General features: G+C 65.5%; 10 protein-coding genes. 8 read left to right on the top strand and 2 right to left on the bottom strand.

Translation table 11 applies throughout. The annotated features are described in order from the left end of the window. The first annotated feature begins 69 nt into the window (after positions 1–69). The 4 genes from lptE to OKW26_RS31215 all read left to right on the top strand — a co-directional run bounded on the left by lptE (position 70) and on the right by OKW26_RS31215 (position 3,805). Entirely contained in the window at positions 70–621 is a 552-nt protein-coding gene (lptE, locus tag OKW26_RS31230) for an LPS assembly lipoprotein LptE (RefSeq protein ID WP_176078962.1), read from the top strand. A gap of 54 nt (positions 622–675) precedes the next feature. Then, a complete protein-coding gene (gene holA / locus OKW26_RS31225) occupies positions 676–1,803 on the top strand; it encodes a DNA polymerase III subunit delta (RefSeq protein WP_429356144.1) in 1,128 nt (375 codons plus the stop codon). 264 nt (positions 1,804–2,067) lie between these two features. After that, positions 2,068–3,339 carry a glutamate-5-semialdehyde dehydrogenase gene (locus OKW26_RS31220; RefSeq protein WP_184050922.1) on the top strand — a complete coding sequence of 424 codons (1,272 nt, stop codon included), beginning with the start codon at positions 2,068–2,070 and terminating at the stop codon, positions 3,337–3,339. A 49-nt stretch (positions 3,340–3,388) separates the two neighbouring features. Further along, complete coding sequence (locus OKW26_RS31215) at positions 3,389–3,805, top strand: CopD family protein (protein WP_018421800.1); 417 nt, start codon at positions 3,389–3,391, stop codon at positions 3,803–3,805. 112 nt (positions 3,806–3,917) lie between these two features. Here the strand turns inward: OKW26_RS31215 and OKW26_RS31210 are convergent, their stop codons facing one another. Beyond that, positions 3,918–4,763, bottom strand: coding sequence for a MurR/RpiR family transcriptional regulator (locus OKW26_RS31210; RefSeq protein ID WP_090801838.1), 846 nt, complete (start codon positions 4,761–4,763; stop codon positions 3,918–3,920). Positions 4,764–5,061: 298 nt separating this feature from the next. Here OKW26_RS31210 and edd point away from each other — a divergent pair, with 298 nt between their 5' ends. The 4 genes from edd (at position 5,062) to OKW26_RS31190 (ending at position 9,847) form a co-directional block, all read left to right on the top strand. Then, positions 5,062–7,038 (top strand): phosphogluconate dehydratase, encoded by a 1,977-nt coding sequence (gene edd / locus OKW26_RS31205; RefSeq protein WP_429356143.1) that lies wholly within the window; start codon positions 5,062–5,064, stop codon positions 7,036–7,038. 2 nt (positions 7,039–7,040) lie between these two features. After that, complete coding sequence (gene eda, locus OKW26_RS31200) at positions 7,041–7,682, top strand: bifunctional 4-hydroxy-2-oxoglutarate aldolase/2-dehydro-3-deoxy-phosphogluconate aldolase (protein ID WP_090801837.1); 642 nt, start codon at positions 7,041–7,043, stop codon at positions 7,680–7,682. Between the two features lie 256 nt (positions 7,683–7,938). Continuing rightward, complete coding sequence (locus OKW26_RS31195) at positions 7,939–9,342, top strand: gluconate:H+ symporter (RefSeq protein WP_184058446.1); 1,404 nt, start codon at positions 7,939–7,941, stop codon at positions 9,340–9,342. Between the two features lie 10 nt (positions 9,343–9,352). Next, entirely contained in the window at positions 9,353–9,847 is a 495-nt protein-coding gene (locus OKW26_RS31190) for a gluconokinase (protein ID WP_090801834.1), read from the top strand. 99 nt (positions 9,848–9,946) lie between these two features. Here OKW26_RS31190 and purB read toward each other — a convergent pair whose 3' ends face one another. Then, positions 9,947–11,335: an adenylosuccinate lyase gene (gene purB, locus OKW26_RS31185; protein ID WP_184058442.1), complete on the bottom strand. Its 1,389-nt coding sequence runs from the start codon at positions 11,333–11,335 to the stop codon at positions 9,947–9,949. Positions 11,336–11,414 lie beyond the last annotated feature (79 nt).

The raw sequence follows: 11,414 nt of genomic DNA, 5'->3' as shown, positions 1-11,414 counted from the left end.
GCAGACGGAGCGCCGCCCGCCCGGCGGCGTTCCTCGGCACCGCGAATCCACTGCGAACCGGGAGCGAATGTGACTCGCAGATCGTTTTTGACGCTCGCTTGCAGCGTAATGATGTTGTCGGCCTGCGGCTTCCAGTTGCGCGGCCAGCAGGACTTCGCGTTCAAGCGCCTCTATGTGGCGGGCGGCTCGCCCGCGGCCATGGCGCGCTTCACGCGCATCGTGCAGGGCGGCAGCGACACCGTGGTGGTCAGCTCGCCCGCCAATGCCGATGCGCTCCTGCAGATCACGCAGAACCGCAACGTCAGCACGCTGACGCTGAATTCGCTGGGCGTCGTCGCCGAGTATCAGTTGAATCTGCAGATGACCTACACGCTGACCGGCAAGGACGGCACCGTGTTGATTCCGGGCAGCGTGATCGCGCTGAACCGCGCGATGACCTATAGCGACCAGTTCTCGCAGGCGAAGGCCGCCGAGTCCGACATCCTGTTCGCCGACATGGAAAACGACGCGGTCGATCAGCTCGTCCGCCGTCTCGGCGTGGTGCGCTCGCTGCATCCGACGCCGGCCGAGGCCGTGCCGGCCATTGTGCCGCGCGCACCGCTGCCGCCGCCGCCGCTGTGAGCATCGCGCCGTTCGTGATTCGTCGAATCTCATTCATCCCGTCAACCGCCAGCCATGCAACTGCGACCTGACGCGCTCGAAGCGCATCTCGCCCGCGGCCTCGCCGGACTGTACGTCGTATACGGCGACGAGCATCTGCTCGCGCAGGAAGCGTGCGATCGCATCCGCGCGGCGGCGCGCGCGGCCGGCTTCACCGACCGCTCGGTGTTCACGGTCGAGCGCGGTTTCGACTGGAGCTCGCTGCTCGGCGCGAGCCAGTCGATGTCGCTGTTCGGCGACCGTCAGCTGGTCGAGTTGCGCATTCCGTCGGGCAAACCCGGTAAGGAAGGCGCCGATGCGCTGAAGGCGCTCGCATCCACCGTCAACGACGACGTGCTGACGATGATTACGCTGCCGCGCCTCGATGCGGCCACGCAAAAGTCGGCATGGTTCACCGCGCTCGCCGACGCCGGCGTCGCGTTGAAGATCGATCCGGTCGAGCGCGCGCAGCTGCCGAACTGGGTCGGGCAGCGGCTCGCGGCCCAGGGTCAGCGCGTCGCAGCCGGCGAGGAGGGGCGGCGAGCGCTCGCGTTCATCGCCGAGCGCGTCGAGGGCAATCTGCTCGCCGCGCATCAGGAAATCCAGAAGCTCGGGCTGCTGTATCCGAACGGCTCGCTGAGCTTCGATCAGGTTCAGGACGCGGTGCTCAACGTTGCGCGCTACGACGTGTTCAAGCTCAACGAGGCGATGCTCGCGGGCGACGTCGGCCGTCTCGCGCGCATGCTCGACGGGCTGCGCGGTGAGGGCGAGGCCGCGGTGCTCGTGCTGTGGGCGGTCGTCGAAGAAGTGCGCACGCTGCTGCGGATCAAGCGCGGCGTCGCGGCCGGCAAGCCGCTCGCGATGCTCACGCGCGAGAACCGCGTGTGGGGTCCGCGCGAACGGCTGATCGGACCTGCGCTGTCGCGCGTCAGCGAAGCGGCGCTCGAGAAGGCACTCGCGCTGGCGGCGCGGCTCGACCGGCAGGTGAAGGGGCTGTCGGGCGGCACGCCGGGCAATCATCGCAACGATCCGCCGCCCGATCCGTGGGACGGCCTGTTCGAACTCGCGATGACGGTGGCGGCGCCGAAACCGTCGGCAGCTTCGCCAGTGCCGCCGCCGCGACCTCGGGTGCCAACGGCGGCGCCAGCGCGGCGGCCAGTCTGAAGCGGCACAGCTGATTCGCGCGAGCGTCGAAGCAGTGGCTGACGCGAGCCATCGTGTACCAACTGCCAGTCGTTCCACACATACAGACCAGCGTGTTTCGCGTGCCACGCGCCGAACGAAACGCATCGGCGAACCTGTGACAGCACAGTGCACCCGCCGCCCGCGTGCGAGCAAAGCCCCGGTACCCGACTTACAATCGTTTGATCTTTCGCTAATCCTGCCCGACCACCGCATGCCAACGTGCGGGGCATCACGAGAATGACCATGGATATCGACCAGTACATGACCGACCTCGGCCAACGCGCCCGTCAGGCTTCGCGCGCGATGGCGCGGGCGTCGACCGCCGCGAAGAATGCGGCGCTTGCGGCCGTTGCCGAGGCGATCGAGCGCGATGCCGATCTGCTGAAGGCCGCCAACGCGCGCGACCTCGAACGCGCCCGCGGCAAGGGCCACGATGCCGCGTTCATCGACCGGTTGACGCTGTCCGACAAGGCGCTGAAAACGATGGTCGAAGGCCTGCGCCAGGTCGCGGCGCTGGCCGACCCGATCGGCGAGATCAGTAATCTGAAGTACCGGCCGAGCGGCATCCAGGTCGGCCAGATGCGCGTGCCGCTCGGGGTGATCGGCATCATCTACGAATCGCGCCCGAACGTGACGATCGACGCGGCGGCGCTGTGCCTGAAGTCCGGCAACGCGACCATTTTGCGCGGCGGCTCCGAAGCGCTCGAATGCAATACCGCGCTCGCGAAGCTGATCGGCGAGGGCCTCGAAGCGGCCGGTCTGCCGCAGGACGCGGTGCAGGTGGTCGCGACGTCGGACCGCGCGGCGGTCGGCAAGCTCATCACGATGACCGAGTACGTCGATGTGATCGTGCCGCGCGGCGGCAAGAGCCTGATCGAGCGTTTGATGAACGAAGCGCGCGTGCCGATGATCAAGCACCTCGACGGCATCTGCCACGTTTATGTCGACGATCGCGCGGACCTGCCGAAGGCGCTGAACGTCTGCGACAACGCGAAAACGCACCGCTACGGCACCTGCAACACGATGGAGACGCTGCTGGTCGCGCGCGGCATTGCGGCCGAAGTGCTACCGCCGCTGGGCAAGCTGTATCGCGGCAAGGACGTCGAGCTGCGCGTCGATGCGGCGGCGCGCGCGGTGCTGGCCGACGCGGGCGTCGGTCCGCTCGTCGATGCGAGCGAGGAAGACTGGCGCACCGAATATCTCGCGCCGGTGCTCGCGATCAAGGTGGTCGACGGCATCGACGCGGCGATCGAGCACATCAACACGTATAGCTCGCAGCACACCGACGCGATCGTCACCGAAGACCACGACCGCGCGATGCGCTTCCTGCGCGAAGTCGATTCGGCGAGCGTGATGGTCAACGCGTCGACGCGTTTCGCGGACGGCTTCGAGTTCGGCCTCGGCGCCGAGATCGGCATTTCGAACGACAAGCTGCACGCGCGCGGCCCGGTCGGCCTCGAAGGGCTGACGTCGCTGAAATACGTCGTGCTGGGTCATGGCGAAGGCCGTCAATAAAGCACGAATCGAAGCGCCACAACAACAAGGACCACAAGGACCCCCGCCGATGCTTTGGGTAAAGACGTTTCACATCGTATTGATTGCCTCCTGGTTTGCCGGCCTGTTCTATCTGCCGCGCATCTTCGTCAATCTGGCGATGGAAACGGAACCCGCCGCGACGGCGCGTCTTCTGCTGATGGCGCGCAAGCTGTTCCGCTTCATGAGCTTCATCGCCGTGCCCGCGATCGCGTGCGGCCTGTGGTTGTGGCTCGTGATCGGCATCGGCAGCGGGCAGGGCTGGATTCACGCGAAGGTCGGCGTGGTCGTGCTCCTCGTCATCTATCACGCGTATTGCGGCGTGCTGTTGCGCAGGTTCGAGCGCGGCGAGAATCGCCGCTCGGACAAGTGGTATCGGATGTTCAACGAGCTGCCGGTGCTCGGTATGCTCGCCGCGGTCGCGCTGGTGGTGATCAAGCCGTTCTGAGCGGCTGACGGCGTTAAGCAGGGCGCTGGAAAAGATCAAAGGGCGGTATGCCGGTTGAATGGCACACCGCCCTTTTGCGTTATCCCGTCGTTCCGCGTTCCATCGCAGCGGATCACCCCTGCGAATCCACCCGCCGCCGGTGGATCACTTCCTTCGTTTGCGCGAGCTTCTCCAGCAGTTCGGGCCCGCGGCTCAGCGCGACGCCGACCGCCAGAATGTCGCCGATCGCCAGATGTGACACGCGCGAGGTCATCGGGGAGAAGATGTCGGTGTCTTCGTCGACGTTCGCAAAGAGGCCCACGGTTGCGAGCCGCGCGAGCGGCGAATTGCCGTGCGTGATCGCGATCACCTTCGCGCCCGCGTTCAGCGCGGCCTTCGCGGCATCGATGATGTCGCGCGTGCGGCCCGTATTGGAAATCGCGACGACCACGTCCCCAGGTCCGAGCAGCGCGGCCGACATCAGAAACGTATGCGGGTCCGAATACGCGACGCTCGGCATGCCGAGCCGAAAGAACTTGTGCTGCACGTCGAGCGCGGCGATGCCTGAGCCGCCCGCCCCGTAGAACTCGATGCGCTTCGCTTGCGCGAGCATGTCGATCGCCGCGGCGACGCTATCCGACGACAGATTGTTGCGCACCTGAATCAGCGCGCCGATCGTCCGGTCGAGCACCTTCGCGGCGACGCCCGGCGTCGGCTCGTCGGGCCGCACGTCGCGATAGACGGCGGGCACTTCGCTGGCGATGCCCTGCGCGAGACGGATCTTGAATTCGCGAAAGCCGGAGAAACCGAGCGCGTGGCAGAAGCGCGCGATCGTCGGCTGACTCACGCCCGCGCGCGCGGCGACCTCGGTCATCGACAGATCGAGCACCTCGCGCGGCGCCTCGATCACGTAATCGGCCAGCTTGCGCTCGGACGGGCGCAACTGGTCGCGCATCTCTTCCACCTGGGACAGCATCATCGGAAAACTCGCACTATGCTGAAGAACGTGTGGACTATATCCGATTGGTCGTTGACGCACAAAAGCTAGGTACAAAAACTACATATCGGCGAGTAAGTGTATTCCCTGGGTTTCTGCTGTAAAGCGCTAAGGCGACGCCAGTAGGGCGACTTGGCGATCCGCGCCATGCGGCGCTGCAACAGAGTTCGTCATTGTGATCGTGTAGTTTTTCTACTAAGATGGCGTCGTTCGATATCACAACCCCGCGATACCGCCAGGTGTCATGCGTGCGCCTGCCGCCAGCGACGAAGGAGCTCCGATGGTTTCCCCGCATTCGCAATTGTTGAAGGTCACGCAACGCGTGATCGAGCGCAGCAAGCCCACGCGCGCAGCGTATCTGGCCCGCATCGAGCATGCGCAGGGGCGCTTTCCGGCGCGCGGCGCGTTGTCGTGCGCGAACCTCGCTCACGGTTTCGCCGGCCTCGAGGGCAACGACAAGCTCGTGATCAAGCAGATCCGCGAGCCGAATATCGGCATCGTGTCGTCGTACAACGAGATGCTGTCGGCGCACGCGCCGTACAAAAACTACCCGGACATCATCAAGCAGGCCGCGCGCGAAAACGGCGGCGTCGCGCAATTCGCGGGCGGCGTGCCGGCGATGTGCGACGGCGTCACGCAGGGCAACGCGGGCATGGAGCTGTCGCTGTTCTCGCGCGAAGTGATCGCGATGAGCACGGCCGTCGCGCTCACCCACAACATGTTCGACGCGGCGCTGTGCCTCGGCATCTGCGACAAGATCGTGCCGGGCCTGCTGATCGGCGCGCTGCAGTTCGGCCATTTGCCGACCATCTTCGTGCCGGCCGGCCCGATGGCAAGCGGCCTGTCGAACGACGACAAAGCCAGGACGCGTCAGCAGTTCGCGACCGGCCAGTGCGGCCGCGACGCGCTGCTCGAAGCGGAAGCGGCCGCCTATCACAGCCACGGCACCTGCACGTTCTACGGCACCGCGAACAGTAACCAGATGCTGATGGAAGTGATGGGCCTGCATCTGCCGGGCTCGGCCTTCGTGCATCCGCACACGCCGCTGCGCGACGCGCTGACCGCGCAGGCCGCGCGCCGCGTGCTCGATCTGACGGTCGAGCGCGGCCACTACATGCCGATCGGCCATGTGGTCGACGAGAAGGCGATCGTCAACGGCATCGTCGCGCTGCTGGCGACGGGCGGCTCGACCAATCACACGCTGCACCTCGTCGCAATCGCGCGCGCGGCCGGCATCGTGATCGACTGGGACGACTTCGACACGCTGTCGCAGGCGGTACCGCTGCTTGCGAAGATCTATCCGAACGGCAAGGCCGACGTGAACCACTTTCACGCGGCGGGCGGCGTCGCGTTCCTCGTGCGCAATCTGCTCGAAGGCGGTCTGCTGCATGAAGACGTGAACACGGTCGCGGGCAAGGGTCTGAAGCGCTACACCGAGGAGCCGAAGCTGCTCGACGGCAAGCTGCAATGGGTGGCAGGTGTCGAGGCGAGCGCGGACACAGCGGTGCTGCGCGGCATCAGGGAGCCGTTCCAGCCGGACGGCGGCCTGCGTCTGATGCAGGGCAAGCTCGGCCGCGGCGTAATCAAGATTTCGGCGGTCGCGGCGCAGCATCGCAAGGTGAAGGCGCCGGCAATCGTGTTCGATTCGCAGGAAGCGGTGCAGGAAGCGTTCGACAAGGGCGAGCTCAAGCGCGACTTCATCGCGGTGGTGCGCTTCCAGGGCGCACGCGCAAACGGCATGCCCGAGTTGCATCGTTTGACGCCGCTGCTCGGTGTGCTGCAGGATCAGGGTTTCCATGTCGCGCTGGTGACCGATGGCCGTATGTCGGGCGCGTCGGGCAAGGTGCCGGCGGTCATCCATCTGTCGCCGGAAGCGTTGCTGCAAGGCCCGATCGGCAAAGTGCGCACGGGCGACATGCTGGTGATCGACGCCGAGGCGGGCGTGCTCGACATCGAGATCGACGCAGCCGAGTGGGCCGCGCGTCCGAACGCCGAGCCGCTGCATCAGGCGGACAACGAAGTCGGCTTCGGCCGCGAGCTGTTCGGCGTGTTCCGTGCGGCGGCGGCGCCGGCGGAGCAGGGCGCGTCGGTGTTCGGCAAGCTGGTCGGCGAGGGCGGCACGGTCGACGGCCAGCACGGCCACGGCAGCCATCACAAGCACGGCCACGACGGTGACCATCAGCACGGCCATCAACCCAGCGACCATCACACGAGCACCGCGCAAGCCGGCGCGGCGCCGCAGAAACAAGGAGTCTGACTATGACGTCGAAAACAGTAAGCGATATCGTGCGCCTTGGCCCGGTGATTCCGGTGCTCGCGTTCGACACGGTCGAACAGGGCGAACACGTGTCGCGCGCGTTGCACGCGGGCGGCGTGAAGGTGCTCGAAATCACGCTGCGCACGCCGGCGGGCCTCGGCGCGATCGAGCGTGCGTGCGAACTCGCGGACGATATCGTGGTCGGTGTCGGCACGATCACGAAGCCCGAGCATTGCGCCCAGGCGAAGAAGGCGGGCGCGCAGTTCGGCGTGTCGCCGGGTCTGACGAAGGACATGCACAAGGCCGCGCAGGATGTGGGTCTGCCGCTGTTGCCCGGCGTGATGACGCCGTCGGACATCATCCTCGCGCTCGAGCTCGGCTACGAGATCGTCAAGTTCTTCCCCGCACAGCAGGCGGGCGGCGTGCCGATGCTGCAGGCGTTCCACGGCCCGTTCCCGGCGCTGAAGTTCTGCCCGACCGGCGGCATCACGCCGGAAAGCGCGCCGCACTTCCTGTCGCTGCCGAACGTGGTCTGTGTCGGCGGTTCGTGGCTCACGCCGAAGGCCGCGCTCGCCGCGCAGAACTGGGACGAGCTCACCCGCCTCGCGCGCGCCGCGAGCCAGCTGGCGGCACCCGCGCACTAAGCCCCACAACCCAATAGCGCATCGGTCAGCTGAACCGGGCCCAGGAGTCTCGTCGATACAGCCGCATCAGGCTGTCGCGCCGAGACTCTTTTTTTACCTGATATGCGTGCTGGATTTGCGCGCGCTTTCTGGAAACAAACAGTAGAATTCAGCGTCCGCGCGGCTAGCCGGGTTTTCAGGCATCGCGCAGGTTGCCGTGAGACGAAGTGCCGGCGGCATCCGCACTCTGAAGTCAATAAACCAAAGGAGGGGATTCATGGAATCTGCCCACGGCAGCTTGCTGCTGGTCTACGCATTGATCGCGATCGCGCTGCTGATCTTGATGATCACGCGCTTCAAGGTCTATCCGTTTCTCGTTCTGATCATCGTGTCGTTGCTGCTGGGCCTCGTGGCCGGCATGCCGATGCAGACCATCGTCAAATCGTTCGAAACGGGGAACGGCAACACGCTCGGGCACATTGCCATCGTCGTCGGTCTCGGTACGATGCTCGGCAAGATGATGGCCGAATCGGGCGGCGCCGAGCGCGTCGCGACCACGCTGATCAACTGGTTCGGTGAGAAACACATTCACTGGGCGATGATGGTGGTCGCGATCATCGTCGGCTTGCCGGTGTTCTTCGAAGTCGGCTTCGTGCTGCTGATTCCGATCGCGTTCAACGTCGCCAAGCGCACCAACAAATCGCTGCTGCTGGTCGGCCTGCCGATGGTCGCGGGTCTGTCCGTCGTGCACGGGCTGATTCCGCCGCACCCGGCCGCACTGCTCGCCGTGCAGGCGTATCACGCGGACATCGGCAAGACGATCGCCTACGGTCTGATCGTCGGCGTGCCGTGCGCGATCGTCGCCGGTCCGCTGTTCGCGTTGATGGTGAGCCGTCATATCCAGTTGCCGAAGGAAAATCCGCTTGCCGCGCAATTTCTGGGCAGCGACGTGAAGGACGCCAACGGCGTGCAAAGTGGTAACGCCGCGAAGGCCGCTGCACCGAAGCGCGAACTGCCGGGCTTCGGCATCACGCTGGTCACGATCCTGTTGCCGGTGGTCCTGATGCTGGTCGGCAGCTGGGCCGACCTGGTCTTCGAGCCGAAGACGCTGCCGAACGATCTGCTGCGCTTCTTCGGCAACACCGACGTCGCGCTGCTGACGGCCGTGCTGGTCAGCTTCTGGACCTTCGGCGCGAGCCGCGGCTTTAACCGCGAGCAGATTCAGAAGTTCTGCGGCGAGTGTCTCGCGCCGATCGCGGGTATTACACTGATCGTCGGTGCGGGCGGTGGTTTTGGCCGCGTACTGATGGATAGCGGCATTTCGAAGGAAATCACCAGCGTGGCGACCGCGGTGCATCTGTCGCCGCTGCTGTTCGGCTGGCTCGTCGCGGCGATGATGCGTCTCGCGACCGGCTCGGCCACCGTCGCGATGACGACCGCCTGCGGCATCGTCGCGCCGATCGCGGCGGCGGGCGCGGTGCAGGTGAAGCCGGAACTGATGGTGCTCGCGACCGGCTCGGGCTCGCTGATCTTCTCGCACGTGAACGACGGCGGCTTCTGGCTGATCAAGGAATATTTCGGCATGACGGTGGTGCAGACCTTCAAGACGTGGTCGCTCCTCGAAACCATCATTTCGGTGATGGGGCTGGGCCTGACCTTCGCACTCGCGGCGGTCCTGTAAGGAGTTTCAAATGATTCTGATCGCAATGGGCGTGTCGGGCGCCGGCAAGACGAGGATTGGCGAAATGCTGGCCGAGCGCCTGCATTGCGCGTTCACCGACGGCGACGCGTTCCATAGCGCGGCGAACAAGGAGAAGATGCACCACGGCATTCCGCTCACCGACGAAGACCGCTGGCCGTGGCTGAAGACGATCCGCGCGGCGATCGAGGAAAAGCAGAAAGCGGGCGAGACGGCGGTGTTCACGTGTTCGTCGCTGAAGCGCTCGTATCGCGACATTCTGCGTGCCGGCGACAAGGACGTGTGCTTCGTCTACCTGAAGGGTTCGCGCGAGGTGCTCGCGGAGCGTCTCGGGGATCGCACCGGGCATTTCTTCGATCCGTCGCTGCTGCAAAGCCAGCTCGATACGCTCGAGGAGCCCGGTGACGACGAAGCGATCACGGTCAGCATCGATCTGACGCCGGAACAGATCGTCGACGAGGTGCTCAGGCAGGTCGAAGCGCGCTGAGTCTCTGATTGCTTCGCGTTCCAGCTTCGAACGCGGGACGAAAAAAAAGCCGCTCCCCGGAGCGGCTTTTTTACGCATTGAAGAAGCTGGCCCAGCCGATCAGCCGATCCGCTTCGCCAGTTCGACGGCCCGGCCGATGTACGAGCCGGGCGTCATCGCGAGCAGGCGGTCCTTCGCGTCCTGCGCAATCGCCAGGCCGCCAATGAAGCTCTGCAGCGCCTCGCGCGTGATGCCCTTGCCGCGCGTGAGCTCCTTCAGCTGCTCGTACGGATTCTCGATGCCGTAACGGCGCATTACGGTCTGCACCGGCTCGGCCAGCACTTCCCAGCAGTTGTCGAGGTCTTCGTTCAGACGCTGCGCATTCACTTCGAGCTTGTCGAGGCCGCGGATCAGCGAGTCGTACGCGAGCAGCGAGTAGCCGAACGCGACGCCGATGTTGCGCAGCACCGTCGAGTCGGTCAGGTCGCGCTGCCAGCGCGACACCGGCAGCTTGTCGGCGAGGTGACGCAACGTGGCGTTCGCGAGGCCGAGGTTGCCTTCCGAGTTTTCGAAGTCGATCGGGTTGACCTTGTGCGGCATCGTCGACGAACCGATTTCGCCGGCCTTCGTGCGCTGCTTGAAGTAGCCGAGCGAGATGTAGCCCCACACGTCGCGGTCCAGATCCAGCAGGATCGTGTTCGCGCGCGAGATCGCGTCGAACAGCTCGGCCATGTAGTCGTGCGGCTCGATCTGGGTCGTGTACGGATTGAACGCGAGCTTCAGACGGTTCTCGACGACGTCCTTCGAGAATGCTTCCCAGTCGAACTCCGGATACGCGGACAGGTGCGCGTTGAAGTTGCCGACCGCGCCATTCATCTTGCCGAGCAGTTCGACCTTCGCGATCCGCTCGATCGCACGCGCGAGCCGCGCGGCGACGTTGGCGATTTCCTTGCCGAGCGTGGTCGGGCTGGCCGGCTGGCCGTGCGTGCGCGACAGCATCGGCTGGGCGGCGTGCGCGTGCGCGAGCGCAACGAGGCGTTGATGCACCGAGCGCAGCGCCGGCAGGATCACGTGTTCGCGCGCGCCGGCGAGCATCAGGCCGTGCGACGTGTTGTTGATGTCTTCCGACGTGCACGCGAAGTGGATGAACTCGCTCGCGCGCTCCAGTTCTTCATGGCCCTTCACCGATTCCTTCAGCCAGTATTCGACGGCCTTCACGTCGTGGTTCGTCACGCGCTCGATTTCCTTGATGCGCGCGGCATCGTGCGCGGTGAAGCGCTCGGCCAGTTGCAGCAGGAATTGCTCGGACGCCTCGGAGAAGCGCGGCACTTCAGCGAAGCCGGCGCGCGACAGCGCGATCAGCCAGTGGATTTCGACCGTCACGCGATTGCGCATGAAGGCGGCTTCCGAGAGCCAGTCGCGCAGGGCTTCGGTTTTGGCGGCGTAGCGGCCGTCGAGCGGGGAAAGCGCGTTCAGCGCGAACAGGGTGTCGGGGCGGGTGTCGGACATGATGAGGACCGGGTTGAAGCGGTTGAGCGCTCAGCGAGCGGGTCGGGAACGGAGGGAACCGTGGATTTTACCACTGTGA

Origin of the sequence: Paraburkholderia sp. 32, assembly GCF_050435345.1 — a bacterium.
GTDB lineage: Bacteria > Pseudomonadota > Gammaproteobacteria > Burkholderiales > Burkholderiaceae > Paraburkholderia > Paraburkholderia tuberum.
Note: the sequence above shows the minus strand (reverse complement) of the source record. Positions and strands in the feature narration are given on the sequence as shown.

What these genes read in the sequence shown, in the direction of transcription:
- holA (WP_429356144.1), top strand. Translation starts at nt 676, where the DNA reads ATGCAACTGCGACCTGACGCGCTCGAAGCGCATCTCGCCCGCGGCCTC.
- OKW26_RS31220 (WP_184050922.1), top strand. Translation starts at nt 2,068, where the DNA reads ATGGATATCGACCAGTACATGACCGACCTCGGCCAACGCGCCCGTCAG.
- OKW26_RS31215 (WP_018421800.1), top strand. Translation starts at nt 3,389, where the DNA reads ATGCTTTGGGTAAAGACGTTTCACATCGTATTGATTGCCTCCTGGTTT.
- OKW26_RS31210 (WP_090801838.1), bottom strand. Translation starts at nt 4,763, where the DNA reads ATGATGCTGTCCCAGGTGGAAGAGATGCGCGACCAGTTGCGCCCGTCC.
- edd (WP_429356143.1), top strand. Translation starts at nt 5,062, where the DNA reads ATGGTTTCCCCGCATTCGCAATTGTTGAAGGTCACGCAACGCGTGATC.
- eda (WP_090801837.1), top strand. Translation starts at nt 7,041, where the DNA reads ATGACGTCGAAAACAGTAAGCGATATCGTGCGCCTTGGCCCGGTGATT.
- OKW26_RS31195 (WP_184058446.1), top strand. Translation starts at nt 7,939, where the DNA reads ATGGAATCTGCCCACGGCAGCTTGCTGCTGGTCTACGCATTGATCGCG.
- OKW26_RS31190 (WP_090801834.1), top strand. Translation starts at nt 9,353, where the DNA reads ATGATTCTGATCGCAATGGGCGTGTCGGGCGCCGGCAAGACGAGGATT.
- purB (WP_184058442.1), bottom strand. Translation starts at nt 11,335, where the DNA reads ATGTCCGACACCCGCCCCGACACCCTGTTCGCGCTGAACGCGCTTTCC.